Here is a 21,846-nt window from a genome sequence, read left to right on the forward strand (position 1 = left end):
CGAGGAGCCACCCTTGGCTGCTGAGCTGCATGTCGAGCTGGTCGCAGCGGACCGCAGTGTCTGGTCCGGTGAGGCCACCCTGGTCGTCGCACGCACCACGTCCGGCGACATCGGCGTCATGCCCGGTCACCAGCCGCTTCTCGGTGTGCTGGAATCGGGCCCGGTGACCATTCGTACGAGTGACGGCGGCACGGTCGTGTCCGCTGTCCACGGAGGATTCATCTCCTTCGCGGACGACAAGCTGTCGCTGCTGGCCGAGATCGCGGAGCTGTCCGAAGAGATCGACGTCCAGCGTGCGGAGCGGGCGCTGGAGCGCGCGAAGTCGGAGGCCGACGCCTCCGCCGAGCGTCGCGCCGACGTCCGACTGCGTGCGGTGGCGACGCGCTGACCCCAGCGCGCGGCGTAACGTGACTCAGCCGCGGCCAGGTCCGGGAACATTCCGGACCGGGTCGCGGCTGAGGCAATGCGGGTGCAATGTATTGGTCCGTTGTCGGCCCTTCGGCCGACGGTAGAGGCGAGGAGGTCGGTGCCGATGATCCTCACTCTGCTCGTGTGCGGACTTGCTTTGATCGTGCTGGTGTTGGTGGGGCTCTTCGTCTTCGGCCTGCGCCGCCGACTGATCCAGCGCTCCGGCGGCACCTTCGACTGCAGCCTGCGGTGGGACGCCCCGGAGAAGGGCGACACCTCCGGCAAGGGCTGGGGGTACGGGGTCGCCCGCTACAACGGTGACCGCGTCGAGTGGTTCCGTGTCTTCTCCTACGCTCCCCGGCCGCGCCGGGTTCTCGAGCGCTCCGCCATCGAGGTCGTGGACCGTCGCGCCCCGGACGGCGAGGAGGAGCTCGCCCTGCTCTCCGACGCCATCGTCCTCGGCTGTCAGCACCGCGGCACCCGCCTCGAACTGGCGATGAGCGAGGACGCGCTCACGGGTTTCCTGGCTTGGCTGGAGGCGGCACCTCCCGGCCAGCGGGTGAACGTGGCCTAGGGCCTGTCCGATGGGTCGGAACGCGAGAAGCCGGGAAGACAAGGGGCGATCTCGTCTTCCCGGCTTCGTTCGTGGGACGGCCCAGAGGGCTACTTCAGACCGTCATTGATGGCAGACACCAGCTCACCGTTTGCCGTGTCACCGCTGAACTCCCAGAAGAACGCGCCACCGAGCTTCTGGTCCTTGGCCCAGGTCATCTTGGCGCGGACCGTGGCCGGGGTGTCGTAGGACCACCAGTTCGTGCCGCAGTGGGCGTAGGCCGTACCGGCGATGGTGCCGTTGGACGGGCAGGAGTTCTTGAGGACCTTGTAGTCCTCGATCCCCGCCTCGTACGCGCCGGGCGCCGCGCCGGTCGCCGTGCCGCCCGGCTCCTTCTGAGTGACGCCCGTCCAGCCGCGGCCGTAGAAGCCGATGCCGAGCAGGAGCTTGGCGGAGGGCACGCCCTTGGCCTTGAGCTTGGCGATGGCGGCCGCGGAGTTGAAGCCGTCCTTCGGGATGCCGGGGTAGGACGTGAGCGGCGAGTGCGGGGCCGTCGGTCCCTTGGCGTCCCACGCGCCGAAGAAGTCGTACGTCATCACGTTGTACCAGTCGGCGTACTGCGAGGCGCCGCCGTAGTCCGCGGCGTCGATCTTGCCGCCGTCGGAACCGTCGGCGGTGATCGCGGCCGTGACGAGGTTCTTGGCGCCGAACTCGTTGCGGAACGCCTGCATCATGTTCTTGAAGACGGCCGGGCCCGAGGTGTCACAGGACAGACCGCAGGCGTTCGGGTACTCCCAGTCCAGGTCGATGCCGTCGAAGATGTCGGCCCAGCGCGGGTCCTCGACCAGGTCGTGGCAGGACTTGGCGAAGGCCGCCGGGTTCTTCATGGCGTCGGTGAAGCCGCCGGACCAGGTCCAGCCGCCGAAGGACCAGAGGATCTTGACGTTCGGGTACTTGGCCTTGAGCTTGCGCAGCTGGTTGAAGTTGCCGCGCAGGGGCTGGTCCCAGGTGTCGGCGACGCCGTCGACGCTCTGGTCGGCGGTGTAGGCCTTGTCGGTCGCCGCGTAGGCGTCGCCCATGGTGCACTTGCCGCCCTGGACGTTTCCGAAGCTGTAGTTGATGTGCGTGATCTTGTCGGCCGAGCCGGAGGTCGCGATGTTCTTCGCGTGGTAGTTGCGCTGGTAGACGCCCCACTCGGTGAAGTAGCCGAGCTTGACCTTGTCGCCGGGGCCGGGGCCCGGGTCGCCGCTGCCCGTGGTGCGGACCTTGACGGCGCCGCTCGCGGGGCCCGTCTGGTCGGCGGTGTCGCGGGCCTGGACGGTGTAGGAGTAGTCGGTGGCCTTGGTCAGGCCGGTGTCGGAGTACGAGGTGCCGGTGACCGTGGCGACCTTGGCGCCGTCCCGCAGGACGTCGTAGTTCTTGACGCCCTTGTCGTCGGTGGCGGCCTTCCAGTCGAGCTTCACCGAGGTGTCGGTGATGCCGGAGGCCGTCGGGGTGCCGGGGGCGCTCGGCGGGTTGTCGCCGGGCACGCTGCCGCCGTCACAACTGCCGCCGTTCAGCGTGCACTTGGAGGGCGCGCCGGGGCCGGTGCCGTTGAACCCGAAGGAGACCGAGGCGCCGGGGGCGAGCGTCCCGTTCCAGCCGAGGTTCTTGGCGGTCCAGCGGGCTCCGGAGTTGGTGACGGTGGCGTCCCAGGCCGAGGTCACCTTGGTGTCGGAGGGGAAGTCCCACTGGACGTTCCACGAGCTGAGCGTGGTGGTGCCGGTGTTCTTGATCGTCCACTTGCCCTCGAAGCCGTTGCCCCAGTCCTGGGTCTTGGCGTACGTGGCGGTGGCTTCGGGGGCGGCCTCGGGGGCCGCGTCGGCGGGGCCGCCGAGGGCGACCAAGGTGGCGAGCGGGAGCAGCAGGGTCGTCACTCCCGCCACGGCTTTGTGTCTGAGTCTGAGTCTCGGGCGTGTGCTGTTCGTAGTGAAGCGCACGAGTGCTCCTCGGGTGAGTTCCGGGGGTCTTAGGGGCTTGGACCCTGCGCCGCCCGTGAGCACGTGGACACGTGGGGGAGTGCTCACCGCAGTGCGGTGAGAATAGAAAGGTCTGGACCATCGGTCAAGAGGTCTGAACCAGTGGCCGGATCGCGACGGTCCGGCGGCCCGGATTCCGGTTCAGACGCCCAACTCCTGTGCGAGGACGGCCGCTTGCACCCGGCTGCGCAGCTCCAGCTTGCCCAGCATCCGGCTGACGTGCGTCTTCACCGTCGCCTCCGCCATGGAGAGACGGGTCGCGATCTCCGCGTTCGACAGCCCCTCGCCGATGCAGGAGAGGACCTCGCGCTCGCGGCGCGTGAGGCAGTCCAGGATCGCGGGGTCCGGCGCGTTCTCACCGCGTGCGGGCTTCGCGGGGGCGGCGAACTCGGCGATCAGACGGCGGGTGACGGCCGGTGCGATCAGGCCCTCGCCGCGGGCGACCGTGCGGACGCCTTCGAGGAGGTCCTTCGCCTCGGTGTTCTTCAGGAGGAACCCGGACGCGCCCGCCCGCAGCGCGCCGAACACGTACTCGTCGAGGTCGAAGGTGGTCAGGACCAGGACGTCCGCGAGTTTCTCGGCGACGACCTGCCGGGTCGCCGACACCCCGTCCAGGCGCGGCATCTGTACGTCCATCAGGACCAGGTCGGGGCGCAGCTCGCGGGCGAGCGCGACGGCCTCCTCGCCGTCCGCCGCCTCGCCGACGACCTCGATGTCGGGCGCGCTGCGCAGGATCAGCACGAGTCCCGCGCGCACGGCTGACTGGTCTTCGGCGACTAGCACCCGGATCATTCCTTGGCTCCTTCGTCCGCGGGGTCGACGGGCAGGGTCGAGAAGACGTTCCAGACCTTGCCGTCAGGGCTGCTCTCGGGGCCCGATTCGAAGTGGCCGCCGAGCAGTTCGGTGCGCTCGCGCATGCCGACGAGTCCGGCGCCGGAGCCGGGGGCGCGCGGCCCGGAGGGGTCCCCGTACGGGCTGGTCACACGGACGGTGAGGGCGCGCGGTTCCTGTGCGAGGGCGACGGTGACGCGGCCCGGCGAGGCGTGCTTGAGCGCGTTCGTCAGGGACTCCTGCACGATGCGGTACGCCGCGAGGCCCACCGGCGCGGGCAGCTTCGGCCGGTCTGTGGGGCGGGCGTCGTCGAGCGTGACGTCGAGGCCGTTGGTGCGGGCGCCCTCGACGAGGGCGGCCAGGCCGTCCAGGGTGGGCGCGGCCATGGGTTCCAGGTCGCCGGAGTGGTCGCGCAGGATGCCGATGAGGCGGCGCATCTCGGCCAGCCCCTCGACGCTGTTCTCCCGGATGACGGCGAGCGCGTCCTTGCTGGTCTTCGGGTCGTCCAGGGAGAGCGCGGCCGTCGAGTGGATGGCGATCGCCGAGAGGTGGTTGGCGACCATGTCGTGCAGCTCCCTGGCCATCCTGGCGCGCTCGGCGCCGACGGCCTGGACCCGGTCCATCTCGGCGAGCAGCGCGGTCTGCTCGGCCCGCAGCTTCGCCGCCTCCGCGGCCTCGCGGTGGTTGCGCACGAGGACGCCGGTGGTGGCGGGGCCGAAGGAGATCACTCCGGCGAGGACGCCGATGAGGATGGCCTCGGGCTTCTGGAACCAGGCCAGGAAGCCGATGGTGACCGCCACCGTGATCAGGCCCGTGGTCACCGGGATGCGGCGGGCGGCGGCCGGTGTGCCGTACACGACGGCGGCGTACACGATGTCCGTGAACATCATGATCGAGGCGAGGTTGCCGTTCGTGAACTGGTCGGCGACCAGCGCGAGCGTGGCACCGCACAGCGCGAACTGCGGGGCCGAGCGGCGCAGCAGCGACAGGCACGCGAGGACGCACAGCGGGACCAGCGCCCAGGTGCCGCTCAGCGGCCGGTCCGTCTGTGCGTGCAGTCCGAGCGCCCACAGCGCGAGACCGCTGAGCAGGCTGACCGAGGCGATGCCGACATCGACGCGGTGCGGACGGGCGAGGGGCAGGACCATGCCCCCATCCAACACGCTGGACCGGGCCCCCTGCCTGGTCCTGGGGGAGGAGTCGGACCGGTGCCGACTACATCGAACTGGGTACCGCGGCCGCAGGTGACACGGCCGCTACATCGAAGGATGCAGTCCCACTTCGTCACTGGCGACGACGATCACCGGCCTTCGGAACGCGAGCCTTGAGAGGTGACAGGGGAAGCGAATGTGAGGAGAGCACCGTGATCGTCGCACTGATCATCATCTGCGAGGTCGGCTTCTGGGTGCTGCTGGCCGCGGGGCTCGCCCTGCGTTACTGGGCGAAGAAGCCGCGTGCGAGCGTCGCCGTGCTGCTGTGCGAGCCGCTGCTGGAGGTCCTGCTGTTCGTCGTCACGGCGATCGACCTGAAGAACGGCGCCGAGCCGGACTGGAAGCACGGCCTGGCCGCCGTCTACATCGGCTACTCGATCGCCCTCGGCCACTACACGGTCAAGTGGGTCGACGTGCGCGTCGCCCACCGCTTCGCGGGCGGCCCCGCCCCTTCGACGCCGAAGTACGGCGCCGCGCGCGCCGTCCACGAGTGGAAGCTCGCCGCCCGCTGGATCCTCGCCGCGCTGATCGCCATGGCACTGCTGCAGGGCGCGGTCTGGTACGTGGGCGGGGACGGCGAGGTCTCCTCGCTGCGGATGTGGCAGCAGCGGATGCTGTGGCTGATCGGGATCAACGTCATCATCGCCGGGGCGTACACGCTCTTCCCGAAGAAGGCGCCCGCCCGGGCGTGACGCCCTAGCGTTCGCCCCCGGGCACCCACAGCACGTCTCCGACCGCCTTGTTCGCCGTACGGGCGAGGATGAACAGGAGGTCGGAGAGGCGGTTGAGGTAGGTGGCGGTCAGCGGGTTCATCCCGCCCTCTTCCTTACCGGCCCCGTGGACCTCGAAGGCCGCCCACGTCGACCGCTCGGCCCGCCGCACCACCGTGCACGCCTGGTGCAGGAGCGCCGCGCCGGGCGTCCCGCCCGGCAGGATGAAGCTGCGGAGCTTCTCCAGCTCCTCCAGGAAGCGGTCGCAGTCCTCCTCCAGCTTGTCGATGTAGGACTGCTCGACGCGGAGCGGCGGGTACTTCGGGTCCTCGACGACCGGCGTGGACAGGTCGGCGCCCACGTCGAAGAGGTCGTTCTGGACCCGCACGAGGACCTTGACCACGTCCGCGTCGAGCTGTCCGAGCGCGATCGCCGTGCCGATGGCCGCGTTGGCCTCGTTGGCGTCGGCGTACGCAGAGATACGCAGATCGGTCTTGGCGGTGCGGCTCATGTCCCCGAGGGCCGTCGTCCCCTGGTCGCCGGTCCTGGTGTAGATGCGCGTCAGATTGACCATGCGGCCAGCCTAGTTACGCTCCGGCCCTTCTGAAGACACGTGTGCCCACCGTCACGGAGAGCAGGACGAAGGCGAGTGCCATCAGGACGCCGTACAGCATGGTCGTGGTCGCGTACTCGCCCACGTATCCGGCCCGCACCGCGTCGACGAGGTAGCGGAACGGCATGAAGTGGGAGAGGACGTCCAGCCAGGCCGGGGCGAGGGCCATCGGCAGCATCAGGCCGGAGAGCAGCATCGAGGGCATGCTCACCGCGTTCACGACGGGGCCGAACTCGTGCGGCTTGTCGACCTTCATGGCCAGCGCGTACGACAGGGAGGCGAGCCCCGCGGTCAGGAGCCCCACGAACGCGAAGCCGATGAGGATGCCGCCGAGCGGCGCCCTGAGCCCCATCGCCAGCGCGGCGAGCACGAGCAGCACCGCCTGGAAGACGAAGAGCGCGCCGTCGCGCAGGACCCGGCCCAGGAGCAGCGCGAGACGGCTCACGGGGGTCACCCGCATCCGCTCCACCACGCCGAACTGCTTCTCGATGATGAGCGCGAAGCCGCTGAAGGTGGCGCCGAACAGGCCGAGTTGGAGCAGCAGTCCCGGCACGAGCACCTGCCACGAGTCGCCCTGCGAGCCGAGCGGCAGATCGGTGAGCAGCGGGCCGAAGAAGAGGAGGTAGAGCAGCGGGGTGAGGACGCCGAAGAGGATCTGGAACTTGGAGCGCAGGGTCTGCCGGGCGTACCGCCCGAAGATCAGCGCGGTGTCGGAGAGCAGTGCAGGCATGGCGGGGGTCCCGGGTGGTGAGGGTCAGACGGCGACGGGGGCGGTGTCCGTGGTGGATCGGGACGCGATGTCCCGCCCGGTGATGGCGAGGAAGGTGTCCTGGAGGGTGGCGTCGATCGAGCCGCCGTACCGGAGCTTGAGGGCGCTGGGCGTGCCTTCGGCGACGACGACGCCCTTGTCGACGACGACCAGGCGGTCGGAGAGCGCGTCGGCCTCGTCGAGGTAATGCGTGGTGAGGAAGACGGTCGTGCCGTGCTCGTCGCGCAGCTTGCGCACCAGCTGCCACAGGTCGGCCCGGCTGCCCGGGTCGAGTCCGGTGGTCGGCTCGTCGAGGAAGAGCACCGCGGGCCGGTGGGTGAGCCCCAGGGCGATGTCGAGCCGCCTGCGCTGGCCGCCGGAGAGGGCCGCGCAGGGCCGCTCCATCAGCTCGGTCAGGCCGAGGTCGCGCGCCAGCTCCGCCGCTCGGTCCGCCGCCTGAGTCCTCGTCAGGCGGTAGAGGCGGCCCTGGGTGATCAGTTCCTCGCGTACGGAGATGCTCAGGTCGACGCCGCCGGACTGGGCGACGTAGCCGATCCTCTCGCGGACGCCCGAGGGGTCCTTCACGAGGTCGCAGCCCGCGACGGTGGCGGCGCCGCCGGTGGGCGGGAGCAGCGTGGTCAGCATGCGCAGGGTGGTGGTCTTGCCCGCGCCGTTCGGCCCGAGGAAGCCGAGGATCTCGCCGGGTTCGACGCGCAGGTCGATGCCGCGCACGGCCTCGACGGGGCCGCCCTTGGACTGGAAGGTCCGGGCGAGCCCGGAGGTGCTGATGATTGCCATGGCGACCACAAAAACAGAGTCACTTAAATTTTGCAACGTCACCAAAAAGAATAGAGACCCCAAAAGTTCAGAGACCCTAGGATGGGCGGCATGAGTGAGGGCCTGAGGGAGCGCAAGAAGCGGCAGACCAAGCAGCGGATCTCGGACATCGCGACCGGGCTCTTCCTGGAGCACGGCTTCGTCACCGTGACCATTGCCGAGATCGCAGAGGCCTCGGACGTCTCGGTCAACACGGTCTACAACTACTTCCCGGCCAAGGAGGACCTCTTCCTCGACCGGGGCGACGACGTCATCGACCGCCTCTCCCGGTACGTGCGGGGCCGCCGCGACGGGGAGTCCGCCGCCGACGCCGTCCTGCGCGAGCTGCGCGCCGACGTGGAGGGCGTCTCGCCTGCCGTCGGGCTCTTCCCCGGCTGGGCCGACTTCATGAAGGTCATCACCGAGGCGCACGCCCTGCGCTCCCGGCTCTGGGCGATCCAGCAGGAAGCCCTCGACCGGCTCACCGGAACCCTCGCCGAGGAGACCCGGGCCGCGCCGGACGACCCGCTGCCCGGCCTGGTCGCGGGCCAGCTCTCCTGGGTCCACAGCACCCTCATGGCGTGGATCGGCGACGAGATGTCCAAGCGCCGCGAGCCCGCCGAGGTCTCCCGCGAAGCCCTCGCGCTGCTGGACGAGATGGAGGACCTGCTGAGCGAGAAGGTCCTCAACTACGCGCCGCGCGCCGCCGAATGACGCGTACCAGTGTGATGTCCGTCATCTGAGACGTGACGCGCATCTCTTCGCGGACACAGGCGCGCTCACGACCGCTAACGTGCGCCGAAGAGGCATACGTAAACAGCGTGTAAGCCAAGCGTGATAAGCGGTAGGGGAGTCGGAACAGTGGCACGGAAGCTCGCCGTCATCGGAGCCGGACTCATGGGGTCCGGCATCGCTCAGGTCTCCGCCCAGGCGGGCTGGGACGTCGTCCTGCGCGACGTCACCGACGCGGCACTGACCCGCGGCACCGACGGGATCAAGGCGTCGTACGACAAGTTCGTGAGCAAGGGCAAGCTCGCGGCCGAGGACGCCGAGGCCGCGCTCGGGCGCATCACGACCACCACCGACCTGGACGCCGTCGCCGACGCGGACATCGTCGTCGAGGCCGTCTTCGAGAAGCTCGAGGTCAAGCACGAGATCTTCCGTACGCTCGACAAGATCGTGCGCGACGACGCCGTGCTCGCCTCCAACACCTCCGCCATCCCGATCACCAAGATCGCGGCCGTGACGGAGCGTCCGGAGCGCGTCGTCGGCGCCCACTTCTTCTCGCCCGTCCCGATGATGCAGCTCTGCGAGCTGGTGCGCGGCTACAAGACCAGCGACGAGACCCTCGCCCGCACCCGGGAGTTCGCCGAGTCCGTCGGCAAGACCTGCATCGTCGTCAACCGCGACGTGGCCGGTTTCGTGACGACCCGTCTGATCTCCGCACTCGTCGTCGAGGCCGCGAAGCTCTACGAGTCGGGCGTCGCCACCGCCGAGGACATCGACATCGCCTGCAAGCTCGGCTTCGGGCACGCCATGGGGCCGCTCGCGACCGCCGACCTCACCGGCGTCGACATCCTGCTGCACGCCACCGGAAACATCTACACGGAGTCCCAGGACGAGAAGTTCGCGCCGCCGGAGCTGATGCGCCGGATGGTTGACGCGGGTGACATCGGGCGCAAGAGCGGGCAGGGGTTCTACAAGCACTGAACCAGCACTGACGTACGCCGTCTGACGCCCCGTTGGACGCTTCGGCGCCCCGCGGGTCACCCCTCGGAGTGAATTCGGTATCGGTTCGCTTACAGACGGCAACTTCCTCGCCCACGCGGCAGTCAGTTGCAGTGACATACGCAGACGCCTTACGTATCGGGCGTCACAGCAGACACAGCACTCTCGGGGAGCGCATATGCACATCAGGGGCGACCAGGCCCAGCTGGTCGTCGGGGGACGCCTCGACGTACGCAGCGCGGCGGACGCCCGCACGGTCCTGCACTCGGCCGTCGACGACGGCGCCGGCGACCTGGTGCTCGACCTGTCCGAACTCGACTCGTGGGACGCCACGGGACTCGGCGTCATCATGGGCGCCCACCGCCGGGCCGGCCGGTGCGGACGCAGACTCGTCCTGCGCCACGTGCCGCCGCAGATGCAGCGCCTCCTCGTGGCGACCCGGCTGCACCGGATCCTCGCCATCGAGGGCGGCATCGGAGTCGAATCGCTTCCCAGAGCCTGAACCCGCACCTCACGCACAATCCTCACGAACCTGTGACGTCTCGGACGGGGCGGTACCCCGCCCTCCCGTAGATACTGAGCAAAGGTCTAGGGTTCGGTCGCCCACCGATATACGGACCCGCACGGGGGCGCCGGACCAGAAGCGACAGCGCAGTGTGCACGAAGGCCGGAGGGGGCTCTGCACACCACGCATCTGGGGGGCTAGGACCATGGACCCGATGAACCGGGGACCGGAAGAGTACGGCCACGACGGCAACCACTCCGATGACGGCTCGGCCAACTCGGCCAGCTCGGCCGACCCGGCGCGCTCCGGGCGGCCGCCGCGCGATCCCATGACGCCCGATTTCGGTCAGCCCGCGCCCGCGCTGGCCCGCACCGTCCAGCTCGTCTCGGGCGACTTCCTGCTCACGGTCAACCCCGTCGACGGCAGCGAGATCGAACCCTGCCCGCCGGGGGAGCGGCCCGCGCGGCCCGCCAAACGGACCGCGGCCGAACGCGCCGAGCTGCGCCGCGCCTCGATGCCGCCCGTGCCGCCGGGTCCCGCACTGCCCAGGCTGCCTCTCCTGGAGCGCCAGGAGGAGCGTGAGCGCCTCGTGCGGCTCCTCGCACGCGGCCGCTCCGTACGACTGACCGGACCCGCCGGATCGGGCCGCACCGCCCTCCTGGGCGCCGTCGCCGACGACTGCGCGGACCTCGCGCCCGACGGCGTCGTCCGCCTCTCCGGCTACCGCAGGACATCCGGCGAGCTGCTCCACGACCTCTTCGCCGCCGTCCACGACGCGCCGCTGCACCGCCCCGAGCGCGCCCAGCTCCTCGAACACGTCCACGAGATCGGCGCGGTCGTCGTCCTGGACGACCTCGAATTCGGCGGCGCCGCCCTCGACGAGCTGCTCGACGCGACACCCGAATGCGCCTTCCTCATCGCCGCCACGCCCGACGTGGCCGCGCCCTCCGCCGACTCCCACCTGGAAGAGGTCTTCCTCGGCGGCCTCGGCCGCGGCGGCGGCCTCGAACTCCTGGAGCGCGCCGTCGGCCGCGTCCTCGACGACGAGGAGGCCAACTGGGCGGGCGACCTGTGGTTCGAGTCCGAGGGCCTGCCGCTGCGCTTCGTCCAGGCGGGCGCCCTGCTCCGCCAGCGCGACCAGCTCCGCGCCGACCCGCACGCCTTCGAGGAGAACGGCTACTTCGGGGACGCCCCCGTCGACGCGGCCTTCGCCGCCGACGACGGGCGCGACGTACCGCTGCCCTCGCTCGCCGACGGCGCCGCGCCCGCGGCCCTGCTCGCCTCGCGCCTCAGCCCGGCCGCCCGCGCCACGCTGAAGTTCGCCGTGGCCCTCGGCGGCGAGCTGCCGCACCAGGCCCACCTGCCCGCCCTCGTGGGCGACACCCACGCCGACGCGGCCCTCGCCGAACTGGTCGGCTGCGCCCTGGTCACCCCGGTCGGCGGGCACTACCGGCTCGCCGCCGGAGTCCGCACGCAGCTGGAGACCGTCGGGTACGCGGAGGAGTCCGCCGAGTACGCCCTGGGCGCCGCCCAGCACTACGCCTGGTGGTCCGGACACCCCTCCGTCACCCCGGAGCGGGTCGCCGCCGAGGCGGACGCCGTGCAGGCCGCCCTCGCCGCCCTGGTCACCACGGAGAGCGGCGCGGCCGTGCTGCTCGCCCGCACCGCGGCGCCCGCCTTCGCCGGTGGGCTCGCCTGGGCCGCCTGGGAGCGCGCCCTGCGCTCCGGCCAGGAGGCGGCGCGGAACGCGGGGGAGGTCGCCGAAGAGGCGTACTTCCACCACGAGTTGGGCATCCTCGCGCTCTGCGGCGGACAGCTCGACCGGGCCCGCGCCGAGCTGGAGGCCTCCATAGGCCTGCGCGGCGCGCTCGCTGACAAGCGCGGCATGATCTCCGGGCGCAGGGCCCTCGCCCTGGTCGCCGACCGCTCGGGCGGCGCACTGCCCGGCGGGCGCACGGCCGCGGCCGAAGAGATGCCCGACGCGCGCTACGAGGAATCGGCGTCGCCGCCCGGCGGCATCCCCGCCGCGTTCGCCCTGCCCGAACCGCCCCCGGAGCCGGACACGCTGGTCACCAGCAGGGTGACGCCCGCCCCCGGGGCGGGTCCCGCGCCGAGCCGCCGCTCCATCATCAGCGGCACCCGGCGCAACCTCGTCGCGGCGGGCGCGGGAGCCCTGCTCGCCGCCGTCCTCGGCACCGTCGTCACGCTCGGCGCCACGTCCGGCAACGACGACCCGCCGGGCGACAAGGTCACGACGGAGCAGTCGGCGAAGGAGGACCGCGACGGCGACGGCCTCACCGCCGACAAGCCGCAGAAGGACTCCACGAGCCGCGCCGACACCCCCGGCGAGGAAGGTGTCGCCGACACCTCGGGCACCCCCTCGCCGAGCGACAGCGGCGCCCCCTCGGGCAAGCCGAGCGAGAGCGGCGAGCCGTCGGACAGGCCGACCGAGCCCACGGACAAGCCGACCAAGCCGACCGACAAGCCGACCGAGCCCACGGACAAGCCGACCAAGCCGACGACTCCGCCGACGAAGCCGCCGACGACTCCGCCGACGAAGCCGCCGACCACTCCGCCCACGACCCCGCCGACCCCGCCCGAGAGCGACTCTCCGCCGACCTCGCCGGACATCTCGAACTCGGCGAGCGGCCCGGGATCAGAGGACAGGATCTGAAGAGGCCCGAACAGGTCTGAGCAGGTCTGAACAGGTCTGAAAAGAGGAGGGCCGGGTCCCACGGACCCGGCCCTCCTGCAGGTGCGTACGTGTGCGGATGCCTCCGCGGGGTCAGAACAGCCGCAGCTTGTCGTCCTCGATGCCGCGCAGCGCGTTGTAGTCCAGGACGGTGCAGCCGATGCCGCGGTCCGTGGCGAGGACCCGTGCCTGCGGCTTGATCTCCTGGGCGGCGAAGATGCCCTTGACGGGCGCCAGGTGCGGGTCGCGGTTCAACAGGTCGAGGTAGCGCGTGAGTTGCTCGACGCCGTCGATCTCGCCGCGCCGCTTGATCTCGACGGCGACGGTCTGCCCGTCGGCGTCGCGGCAGAGGATGTCGACCGGTCCGATCGCCGTCATGTACTCGCGACGGATGAGCGAGTATCCCTCACCGAGTGTCTCGATCCGGTCGGCGAGCAGCTCCTGAAGGTGTGCTTCCACGCCGTCCTTGATGAGGCCGGGGTCCACACCCAGCTCGTGCGAGGAGTCGTGGAGTACTTCCTCCATCGTGATGATGAGCTTCTCGCCCGCCTTGTTGACGACGGTCCACACAGCGGCGTCGTCCCCGGTCCCCTCCTTCAATGTGCAGGGCGGAGACATCCAGTTGAGCGGTTTGTAGGCCCTGTCGTCGGCGTGGATCGAGACGCTGCCGTCCGCCTTCACAAGGATCAGGCGGGGCGCCGACGGGAGATGGGCGGTGAGCCGGCCCGCGTAATCCACGGAGCATCGGGCAATGACGAGACGCATGGGGCGCAACGCTACTCGACTCGGGGTGGTGTGCGCGATTCGCCCGTCCCGCTCCCGGCGCCCCCGCGCTGAAGAGGCGACTTGTCCCTCGATGGGCCTGTTCGATCCTGGCCGGTTATGCGCCCAATCTCCTGGTGCGGTTAACGCCCGGTGCCTACCGTAGAAGCTAGAGGTCGTCATCCGTGCACGCTGCGTAGGCGGGCTCCATCCCTGTCCGTAGGCCCCCGCTCCCCGGGGGTGCGAGAGGAGAACCCATGTCGCTCGACGTCTCACCGGCACTGTTGGAACAGGCCGAGCGAGGCGAGGTGGACGAAGCAGAATTCGTCGACTGCGTCCGGACCTCCCTGCCTTTCGCATGGGAGATGATCAGCTCCCTGGTGGCCCAGTTGAAGGTCGACGGCGGCGAGTTCGCCGACAACCAGACCCCGCCGCCGGACGAGCAGGCACGTGGCCAGCTGCTGCGCGCGCTCGCGAGTGACGCGATCCGCGGTGCACTGCAGCGGCACTTCGGGGTGCGTCTGGCATTCCAGAACTGTCACCGCGTAGCGGTCTTCCCGCTCGACCCGTCGGTGGACGAACGGCTCGCCCGCTTCACCTCGATCCGAGGCCAGCTGCTCAATCAGTCCCCCGAACTCAGGGACTGCTGACGCCTGTTGCTGCCGCTCCGTACGCGGGAGGTGTTTCAGTCCGGAGCGGCAGCTCCTCGGGCGGGTCTCAGCCGAGCTGGGGGAGCACTTCGGCGCCCAGCCTCCGGACGTTCTCCTCCGTGGCCGCGAGGTCGCCGGAACCCTCCACGAGCAGCGCGAAACGGGTGATGCCCGTGCGCTCGGAGGTGGCGGCGAGCCGGTCGGCGCAGACCTGCGGGGTGCCCACGGGGTGCAGCCCGCAGAGCAGTTCCGTGTAGGCCACCGGGTCCCGCATGGCGCGGTGCCTGCCGTCCACGGTCACATGGGCGTCCAGGCCCTGCTTCAGCCACCCCGGCATGGCCTTCTGTAACGTCTCGGCCGCGTCCAGCCGCCGGTCCGCGATCTGGGCGACTCCGGCGGAGACGTGCGAGGCCGCGGAAATGTCCTCCGGCGTATGCCCAGCAGCACGTGCGTGGCGATTCCACAAGGCCACCATTTCGGCCTTCTCGTCGTCACCCACGTGCATGCCGAGAAGCATCGGCAGACAGCGCTGCGCGGCGAGCCGCACGCTGGACGGCGAGGTGCACGCGACGACCACCTCGGGACCTGCGGTGCCCTGCCCGTTCAGGGCCTCCTGCGGGCGTGGCACGACGGCCACCTCACGGAACGAGAACCGCTCGCCGCGGCCCTCGACGCGGGCTTCCCGCAGCCACCGGATCAGCAGATCGAGGGATTCGGGGAACCCCTTTTCGTACGCCTCCAGGCCCGACCCGAACACTTCAAGGTCCACCCAGGGCCCGCCGCGTCCCACGCCGAGTGAGAAACGGCCGCCCGACGTCAGGTGCAGCAGGGCTGCCTGCTCGCCGAGCGCCACGGGGTGGGCGGTCGGGAGTACGCTCACGGCCGTGCCGACGCGGATCCGCCGCGTCCGCCCGAGGAGCAGCGCCGCGAGGGTCACCGCCGACGGGCACGTGCCGTACGGCACGAAGTGGTGCTCGGCGAGCCAGACCGAATCGAGCCCCGCCTCCTCGGCCACCTCGGCGGACCGCACCGCCCGGTGCAGTGCCTCCCCCTGCCCCTGTCCGGGGAACTGGGCGGCCAGAACAAAACTACCTACACGCATCGAACTCCTGCCTCCTTGACGCCGACGCAGGCACTCCCCCTACGGGCAACAACGCATGACACGTGCCAAAGGCACGGCCTGGCAAGAAGATTGTTTGATTTTCCGTGCAATGGACGGGGGCCGGAGCCGTCAGTCCGGGCCGGGTACCCCTCGGCGTGGCGCGTAGGCTGGTCGCACCCCTGACCGCCGTACAGCCCGTGAGGTGTTTCCGTGTCCCCGCGTCGCAACCGCCCCAAGGGCGCCGGAGAGCCGAAGCCGTCCACGGACCCGGAGCCCTCGGGCCGCTACGGCGGCTTCCAGAGCGCCGAGAGCTGGCAGGGCGAGGAGTGGAGCGTGCGGCACGTGGCGGGCGCGAGCGCGGCGGGCAAGCGGTACCGCTGCCCGGGCTGCGACCAGGAGATCCCGTCGGGCCTCGCGCACGTGGTGGCCTGGCCCGAGCACTCCGGCGTCGACGAGCGCAGGCACTGGCACAAGGCGTGCTGGAACGCGAAGGACCGCCGCACCACGCGGGTGCAGCGGTCCCGTAACGCACCGAGGCACTAGCTAGCCTCGTACGGCTAGACGTCGCGCTTCTCCAGGAGCGCGAACGCACCGGCGACGGCGGCCGCCGTGACGACGACGAGCAGCGTCAGCTGCGAGCCGCCGCTGGCGCCCGTGTCGTCCGCGCCGAAGATCTTGGCGAGGGCCGTGATGGCGTTGTAGTCGTTCATCTTGTCGCCGAGCGGCTGCGTGCTCTCCCAGATCATCAGGAACCCGCCCAGGATCGCGGGCAGCAGCACCACGCCGAGCATCGCCGTGATGGCGCCCGCGGAGTGCCGCAGCATCGAGCCGACGGCGAGCGCGAGGACACCGAGCAGCGAGACGTACAGACCGCCCTTGAAGACCGTTCCCGCCCAGGGGAGGTCGCCCGCCTCCGGGCCGCTGTTGGCGGCCGACGCCGCGAGGCCCACCAGGAGGATCGATCCGGCGGACACGACGAAGGCGACCACGAAGAAGATCAGGATCTTCGCGGTGAGGACGCGGGAGCGCTGCGGCGACGCGGTGAACGTCGTACGGATCATGCCCGTGCCGTACTCGGACGAGGTGACGAGCACGCCCAGCGTGATCAGGCAGATCTGGCCCAGCATCAGGCCGAAGAAGGCCGGGACGGTGAAGGGCATGTCCGCGTAGTCGGCCGGGTCGGTGTTGGCCACGGCGAGCAGGCCGATGCCGACGACCAGGAGCAGGAAGGTGCCCAGGGTCCACATCGTGGAGCGGACCGACTTGATCTTCGTCCACTCGGAGGAGAGGGCGTTGCCGAGGTGGGTCTTCTTGACCGGGATCGGCGAGGTGTAGGCGTTCGCCATCGCCTGCTGCCAGGCGGAGGGCGGCGCGGGGGCGGCGGGCGGGGGCGCCGTCGGGGCGCCCTGCATCGGGGCGCCCTGCGGGGGAGCCCCCTGCATCGGGGCGCCCGCCTGTGCGTACGCCTGCTGGGGCTGCGCCTGCGGCTGCGGCTGCGGCTGCTGCTGCGGCGTCGGAGGCGTGGTCATCGCTGGTCCTCGCTGTCGCGCTTGGTCATGTCGGGGGCGGGGGCGGCGGGGGGTGCTGCCGGGGCGGGCTGCTGGGGCGCCGCGGCGTACGGGTTCGGCGTCCCGGGCGCGCCCTGTGGCTGCTGCATCGCGAAGGGCTGGCCGCCCGGCTGGGGCGGCGGCGGGGCGTACCAGCCGGGCTGGCCCTGGCCGGGCACCGGCGGCTGCGGCTGGCCCGGCGGCAGTGCGCCGGGCGGCATCTCCTGCTGGAGGCCCGCACGCTGGTCGACCGTCGAGCGGTAGTCGACGGCGCCCTGCGTCATCCGCATGTACGCCTCTTCCAGCGAGGCCTGGTGCGGGGAGAGCTCCCACAGCCGGACGTCCGCGCCGTGCGCGAGGTCGCTGATGCGGGGGAGCGGGAGGCCCGTGACGCGCAGCGCGCCGTCCTGCTCGGGCAGCACCTGGCCGCCCGCCTCGGTCAGCGCGGCCGTCAGCTTCTCGCGGCCCGTGGTCTCGCCGTCCGGCGTGCGCACCCGCGCGAAGTCCGCGGAGTTGTGCGAGATGAAGTCGGTGACGCTCATGTCGGCGAGCAGCTGGCCGCGGCCGATCACGATCAGGTGCTCGGCGGTGAGCGCCATCTCGCTCATCAGGTGGGACGACACGAAGACCGTGCGCCCCTCGGCCGCGAGCGACTTCATCAGGTTGCGGACCCAGAGGATGCCCTCGGGGTCGAGGCCGTTGACCGGCTCGTCGAAGAGCAGCACCTGGGGGTCGCCGAGGAGCGCCGCCGCGATGCCGAGGCGCTGGCCCATGCCGAGCGAGAAGCCCTTGGAGCGCTTCTTCGCCACGTCCTGCAGACCCACGACGCCGAGCACCTCGTCGACCCGGCGGGCCGGGATGCCGGAGAGCTGCGCGAGGCAGAGCAGGTGGTTGCGGGCGTGCCGCCCGCCGTGCACGGCCTTGGCGTCGAGGAGCGCACCGACCTGGCGGGGCGCGTTCGGGAGCTTCCGGTACGGATAGCCGCCGATCGTCACCTGCCCGGCGGAGGGCGCGTCGAGCCCGAGGATCATGCGCATCGTCGTCGACTTGCCGGAGCCGTTCGGCCCGAGGAAGCCGGTGACGGTTCCGGGCCGCACCTGGAAGGAAAGGTTGTACACGGCTGTCTTGGCGCCATAGCGCTTCGTCAGGCCGACTGCCTCGATCATTCTCCGCACCCATCGAATGGTTCAGGACGTCGGGGCACACGCCCCCGTAAGGGTTAGGAGGATAACTGTGAGCTGACGGTTCCAGCCAAGAGGAAGTAAAACCGTCGCTTCACACGGACGGGTCGGGTAGATCCGTCCACGGCAGCACCCAGCCCTCCTCGGCGAAGAGCAGGGTGCCCCGTGCGCGCAGCTCGGGGTCGGCGGCCGCCCTGCGCACCCAGGTCGCCGCGTCCGGGCCGAGCAGCTCGCGCAGCGGTGCGGACGCGTCGAGCAGGGCGTCGAGGAGCGCCGCCTGGTCGCCGCCGCCGGGCCGGGGCAGGCCGGTGAGCGGGTCGGCGAGGACGCCGCGCGCGCTGACGTAGACGGACGCTGCGGTGAGCCGGTCGCCGGACGGCAGGGTCATGTCGTACGCGTCTCCGGAGAGCGGGATCCGCCGGTAGTTGGGGAACTCGGTGGCGTCGACCGCGGGGAGCTGGGCCGGGTCCAGCCAGGAGACGACGAGGGTGAGCGGCTCCCCGGCGTGTGCGTAGGGTGCCGCCGCCACGTACCCGGCCCGGCCGATGTGTGCCGAGCAGCCCACGCCGATGCCGCGCAGCCGCACGGGCACCATTGGCACGGCGGCGGGGATGGCGAGCCGCCCGAGCTTGTGGGCGAGCTGGCCGGGGGAGGCGTTCGAGCCGACGGCGATGACGGGGTGGCGTCCGGCGACGGGAGGCTGTCCGAGGGCGCCGAGGACGTCGTCCAGCGTGCGGTGGGGCCCGTGGCCCGTCCCTTCGACGGTCCACGCGCCGAGTCCGCCCGGCCGCGGATGCAGCGCGAGCAGCTCGGTTCCGGTCAGCAGGGAGGGCGCCGTGACCGGCAGGCCCGGGTAGGTGAGGGGCTGCAGCGCGGGCACGCCGTCGAGCCCGAGCGCCGCGAGTGCGCGGTCCTGCGCCGTCACATGTCCCCCTGAAGTACCGCTAGGCGTCCCGCTTCTTCAGCAGTACGTACCCACCGATCAGCACGAGCACCACCCACGCCACCATGATCGCGAGACCGCCCCACGGCCCGTACGGGGTGTCGTCGTCGAACGGCGACTTGACCTGCATGATCTTGCTGCCCGCCTGGTCGGGCAGGAAGCGGCCGATCTTCTTCGTCGCCGAGACGTTGCCGAGGATGCTGGAGATCAGGAAGAAGAACGGCATCAGGATGCCGAGGGAGAGCATCGGGCTGCGCAGCATCGTCGCGACGCCCATCGAGAAGACCGCGATCAGCGTCATGTAGATCGCGCCGCCGATGACGGCGCGCAGCACGCCGGGGTCACCGAGCTGCGCCTTGTACTGGCCGAGCATCGCCTGGCCCACGAAGAACGTGATGAAGCTGGTGACCAGGCCGACCACGAAAGCGAGCAGCGTCGCCACTGTGATCTTGCCGAACAGGAACGTGGCGCGCTGCGGGACCGCCGCGAGCGAGGTGCGGATCATGCCGGTGCTGTACTCGTTCGAGACGACGAGCACCCCGAAGACGATCATCGCGAGCTGACCGAGGGACATCCCGGCGAAGCTGATGTACGTCGGGTCGAAGGTCAGCTTGTCCTTGGCGTCGAGCCCGTCGTAGTCGTTCTTGGACAGGATGCTGATCAGCATGCCGAGCCCGATCGTGACGACGACGGCGAGGCCGAGCGTCCAGAGGGTCGACGAGACCGAGCGGATCTTGGTCCACTCCGATTTCAGCACTTGTGCCGCGGCCATCGCTCAGGCTCCCTTCTGCCGCTGTTGCCAGCCTTCGCCCCAGCCGGTGGGCGGCGGCGGCCCCGCCGCTCCGTGGTCCGTGTGGGCGTGGTACTCGACCGACTCCGCGGTGAGCTGCATGAAGGCTTCCTCCAGAGAGGCCTGCTGAGGGCTCAGCTCATGGAGGACGAGCTGATGGCCCGCGGCGAGCTCGCCGAGCTCCTCCGCGGGGGTGCCGTCCACTTCGAGGGTGCCGTTGCCCGCCTCGACGGCGGTGATGCCCGCCTCGTGCAGGACGTCGAGGAGGCGTTCGCGCTGCGGGGAGCGGAGCCGCACGTACGACCGGGAGTTCTGCCGGATGAAGTCGGACATCGACGTGTCGGCGAGGAGCCGTCCCTGGCCGATGACGACGAGGTGGTCGGCGGTGAGTGCCATCTCGCTCATCAGGTGCGAGGAGACGAAGACCGTGCGCCCCTGCGCGGCAAGGGACTTCATCAGGTTCCTGATCCAGTGGATGCCCTCGGGGTCGAGGCCGTTGACGGGCTCGTCGAACATCAGGATCTCGGGGTCGCCGAGCAGCGCCCCGGCGATGCCGAGGCGCTGGCCCATGCCGAGCGAGAAGCCCTTGGCCTTCTTCTTGGCGACGGCGGTCAGCCCGACGGTGTCCAGGACCTCGGTGACGCGGGCGCGCGGGATGCCGTTGCTCTGCGCGAGGCAGAGCAGGTGATTGAAGGCGCTGCGGCCGCCGTGCATCGCCTTGGCGTCGAGCAGGGCGCCGATGTACGTGAGGGGGTCCTTCAGCTGCGAATAGTGCCGTCCGTCGATGCGGACGGCCCCGGCCGACGGGTTGTCGAGCCCGAGCAGCATCCGCATGGTCGTGGACTTGCCCGCGCCGTTCGGCCCGAGGAACCCGGTGACCATGCCCGGGCGGACCGTGAAGGTCAGATTGTTGACGGCCACCTTCTCGCCGTACCGCTTGGTCAGCCCCTCGAGCTCAATCATGCAGCAACGCTAAAACGGGACAAAGCCCCCTGCCACTCGGTGGCGGGGGGCTTCGGTTCCCTGCGGGAGCGCTTCAGCGGGTCTGCTGGGCGGGAACTCCCCGGGAGATGGGCTCGTCCTCCGCGGGCGTGCCCGCGGCGGCGACCGCCGCACCGGTCAGCGTCGCCAGCATCTCGCGCACGTTCGTCAGCTGCGCGTTGATGGAGTCGCGACGGTTCGTCAGAGCGGCGAGCTCGCGCTCGGACTCCGAACGGATCCGGTCCGCCTTGGCGTTCGCGTCGGCCACGATGTCCTCGGCCTGGCGCTGCGCCGTCTCCACCGTCTGACGGGCCCTGCGCTCCGCGTCGGTACGCAGCTTCTCGGCCTCCAGACGCAGCTGCTCCGCGCGGTGCTCGATCTCCGCGAGGCGCTTCTCCGCCTTGGCCTGACGCGAGGCCAGGTCGCGCTCGGACTGGTCGCGGCGCTTGGCGAGGTTCGTCTCGAAGTCCGCGGCGGCCTGGGCGGCCTTGGCGCGGGTCTCCTCGAAGAGGGCGTCGGCCTCCTCACGCTTGGACTGCGCGTCCTTCTGGGCCTCGGCCCGGAGCGCGCTGGCCTCGCCCTTGGCCTTCTCGACGATCCGGACGCCCTCGTCCTCGGCCTTGGCCTTGCGCTCGGCGGCGAACGACTCGGCGTCGTTGCGCACCTGCTGGGCGGCGGACTCGGCGAGCTCGCGGTGCTGCTCGGCGGCGCGCCGGGCCTCCTCGCGCAGGTCCTTCGCCTCCTCCTCGGCGAGGCGGAGGATCTTCTCGACGCGGGCACCGAGACCGGCGTACGACGGCTCGGCGTCGGCAACCTGGGCCTGGGCGTTCTGCGTCTCGAGGTGCAGCTCCTCGATGCGCTTTTCCAGAGCAGTGATACGAGCAAGAGCGCTGTCACGGTCGGAGACGAGCTTGGAGATACGTTCGTCCACCTGAGCGCGGTCGTACCCACGCCGCACAAGCTCGAAGCCGTAGGGGGAAGTGTCGCTCATGGGGTTCCTGTCGAATGAGACCGGTGAGGTGATAGAGGGAATCCTAGGGGTCCAAGCGGCGTGTCA

General features: G+C 70.7%; 23 protein-coding genes. 9 read left to right on the plus strand and 14 right to left on the minus strand.

Annotated elements, in window-relative coordinates; genetic code table 11:
• Positions 1–13 precede the first annotated feature (13 nt).
• Positions 14–388 carry a F0F1 ATP synthase subunit epsilon gene (locus AC068B_RS37895; RefSeq protein WP_356256507.1) on the plus strand — a complete coding sequence of 125 codons (375 nt, stop codon included), beginning with the start codon at positions 14–16 and terminating at the stop codon, positions 386–388.
• Between the two features lie 144 nt (positions 389–532).
• Complete coding sequence (locus AC068B_RS37900) at positions 533–982, plus strand: DUF2550 domain-containing protein (protein WP_055564401.1); 450 nt, start codon at positions 533–535, stop codon at positions 980–982.
• A gap of 89 nt (positions 983–1,071) precedes the next feature.
• Here the strand turns inward: AC068B_RS37900 and AC068B_RS37905 are convergent, their stop codons facing one another.
• From AC068B_RS37905 to AC068B_RS37915, 3 genes are all read right to left on the minus strand, one after another.
• Positions 1,072–2,940: a glycosyl hydrolase family 18 protein gene (locus AC068B_RS37905; RefSeq protein ID WP_478676016.1), complete on the minus strand. Its 1,869-nt coding sequence runs from the start codon at positions 2,938–2,940 to the stop codon at positions 1,072–1,074.
• Positions 2,941–3,120: 180 nt separating this feature from the next.
• Positions 3,121–3,771, minus strand: coding sequence for a response regulator (locus tag AC068B_RS37910; protein WP_478676017.1), 651 nt, complete (start codon positions 3,769–3,771; stop codon positions 3,121–3,123).
• Positions 3,768–4,958, minus strand: coding sequence for a sensor histidine kinase (locus AC068B_RS37915; protein WP_478676018.1), 1,191 nt, complete (start codon positions 4,956–4,958; stop codon positions 3,768–3,770). The genes AC068B_RS37910 and AC068B_RS37915 overlap by 4 nt, the downstream gene beginning before the upstream one ends.
• 215 nt (positions 4,959–5,173) lie before the next feature.
• Between AC068B_RS37915 and AC068B_RS37920 the strand changes: the two genes are divergently transcribed.
• Positions 5,174–5,713 (plus strand): hypothetical protein, encoded by a 540-nt coding sequence (locus AC068B_RS37920; RefSeq protein WP_478676019.1) that lies wholly within the window; start codon positions 5,174–5,176, stop codon positions 5,711–5,713.
• 4 nt (positions 5,714–5,717) lie between these two features.
• On the opposite strand, the gene AC068B_RS37925 is transcribed toward AC068B_RS37920, so the two are convergent.
• The 3 genes from AC068B_RS37925 to AC068B_RS37935 are packed head-to-tail and all read right to left on the minus strand — an operon-like array spanning position 5,718 to position 7,890.
• Positions 5,718–6,305, minus strand: coding sequence for a cob(I)yrinic acid a,c-diamide adenosyltransferase (locus tag AC068B_RS37925; protein ID WP_478676020.1), 588 nt, complete (start codon positions 6,303–6,305; stop codon positions 5,718–5,720).
• A gap of 13 nt (positions 6,306–6,318) precedes the next feature.
• The gene (locus AC068B_RS37930) at positions 6,319–7,074 is read right to left on the minus strand and encodes an ABC transporter permease (protein WP_478676021.1); all 756 of its coding nucleotides are present in this window, start codon (positions 7,072–7,074) and stop codon (positions 6,319–6,321) included.
• Between the two features lie 24 nt (positions 7,075–7,098).
• Entirely contained in the window at positions 7,099–7,890 is a 792-nt protein-coding gene (locus AC068B_RS37935) for an ATP-binding cassette domain-containing protein (RefSeq protein WP_478676022.1), read from the minus strand.
• A gap of 90 nt (positions 7,891–7,980) precedes the next feature.
• Here AC068B_RS37935 and AC068B_RS37940 point away from each other — a divergent pair, with 90 nt between their 5' ends.
• The 4 genes from AC068B_RS37940 to AC068B_RS37955 all read left to right on the plus strand — a co-directional run bounded on the left by AC068B_RS37940 (position 7,981) and on the right by AC068B_RS37955 (position 12,815).
• Positions 7,981–8,622 carry a TetR/AcrR family transcriptional regulator gene (locus AC068B_RS37940; RefSeq protein WP_478676023.1) on the plus strand — a complete coding sequence of 214 codons (642 nt, stop codon included), beginning with the start codon at positions 7,981–7,983 and terminating at the stop codon, positions 8,620–8,622.
• Between the two features lie 147 nt (positions 8,623–8,769).
• Entirely contained in the window at positions 8,770–9,618 is an 849-nt protein-coding gene (locus AC068B_RS37945) for a 3-hydroxyacyl-CoA dehydrogenase family protein (RefSeq protein WP_055564393.1), read from the plus strand.
• Between the two features lie 196 nt (positions 9,619–9,814).
• Positions 9,815–10,138, plus strand: a complete 324-nt coding sequence (locus AC068B_RS37950) for an STAS domain-containing protein (protein ID WP_030792181.1) — start codon at positions 9,815–9,817, stop codon at positions 10,136–10,138.
• A 208-nt stretch (positions 10,139–10,346) separates the two neighbouring features.
• Positions 10,347–12,815 carry an ATP-binding protein gene (locus AC068B_RS37955; RefSeq protein WP_478676024.1) on the plus strand — a complete coding sequence of 823 codons (2,469 nt, stop codon included), beginning with the start codon at positions 10,347–10,349 and terminating at the stop codon, positions 12,813–12,815.
• A gap of 111 nt (positions 12,816–12,926) precedes the next feature.
• Here AC068B_RS37955 and nucS read toward each other — a convergent pair whose 3' ends face one another.
• Positions 12,927–13,598 (minus strand): endonuclease NucS, encoded by a 672-nt coding sequence (nucS, locus tag AC068B_RS37960; RefSeq protein ID WP_478676025.1) that lies wholly within the window; start codon positions 13,596–13,598, stop codon positions 12,927–12,929.
• Between the two features lie 254 nt (positions 13,599–13,852).
• Between nucS and AC068B_RS37965 the strand changes: the two genes are divergently transcribed.
• Positions 13,853–14,245 (plus strand): SCO5389 family protein, encoded by a 393-nt coding sequence (locus AC068B_RS37965; RefSeq protein ID WP_023538618.1) that lies wholly within the window; start codon positions 13,853–13,855, stop codon positions 14,243–14,245.
• A gap of 67 nt (positions 14,246–14,312) precedes the next feature.
• Here AC068B_RS37965 and AC068B_RS37970 read toward each other — a convergent pair whose 3' ends face one another.
• Entirely contained in the window at positions 14,313–15,347 is a 1,035-nt protein-coding gene (locus AC068B_RS37970) for an LLM class flavin-dependent oxidoreductase (protein ID WP_478676026.1), read from the minus strand.
• Positions 15,348–15,557: 210 nt separating this feature from the next.
• On the opposite strand from AC068B_RS37970, the gene AC068B_RS37975 reads away from it, so the two are divergent.
• Complete coding sequence (locus AC068B_RS37975) at positions 15,558–15,890, plus strand: ATP/GTP-binding protein (RefSeq protein ID WP_356256549.1); 333 nt, start codon at positions 15,558–15,560, stop codon at positions 15,888–15,890.
• Between the two features lie 14 nt (positions 15,891–15,904).
• On the opposite strand, the gene AC068B_RS37980 is transcribed toward AC068B_RS37975, so the two are convergent.
• From AC068B_RS37980 to AC068B_RS38005, 6 genes are all read right to left on the minus strand, one after another.
• The gene (locus AC068B_RS37980; RefSeq protein WP_478676089.1) at positions 15,905–16,789 is read right to left on the minus strand and encodes an ABC transporter permease; all 885 of its coding nucleotides are present in this window, start codon (positions 16,787–16,789) and stop codon (positions 15,905–15,907) included.
• A gap of 83 nt (positions 16,790–16,872) precedes the next feature.
• Entirely contained in the window at positions 16,873–18,060 is a 1,188-nt protein-coding gene (locus tag AC068B_RS37985; RefSeq protein WP_478676027.1) for an ABC transporter ATP-binding protein, read from the minus strand.
• Between the two features lie 109 nt (positions 18,061–18,169).
• The gene (locus AC068B_RS37990) at positions 18,170–19,000 is read right to left on the minus strand and encodes a hypothetical protein (RefSeq protein ID WP_478676028.1); all 831 of its coding nucleotides are present in this window, start codon (positions 18,998–19,000) and stop codon (positions 18,170–18,172) included.
• 19 nt (positions 19,001–19,019) lie between these two features.
• The gene (locus AC068B_RS37995; RefSeq protein WP_478676029.1) at positions 19,020–19,790 is read right to left on the minus strand and encodes an ABC transporter permease; all 771 of its coding nucleotides are present in this window, start codon (positions 19,788–19,790) and stop codon (positions 19,020–19,022) included.
• Positions 19,791–19,793: 3 nt separating this feature from the next.
• A complete protein-coding gene (locus AC068B_RS38000) occupies positions 19,794–20,771 on the minus strand; it encodes an ABC transporter ATP-binding protein (protein ID WP_478676030.1) in 978 nt (325 codons plus the stop codon).
• 73 nt (positions 20,772–20,844) lie between these two features.
• Complete coding sequence (locus AC068B_RS38005) at positions 20,845–21,780, minus strand: coiled-coil domain-containing protein (protein WP_356256564.1); 936 nt, start codon at positions 21,778–21,780, stop codon at positions 20,845–20,847.
• Positions 21,781–21,846: the final 66 nt, after the last annotated feature.

It is taken from the genome of Streptomyces sp. NPDC042371, from assembly GCF_056437465.1.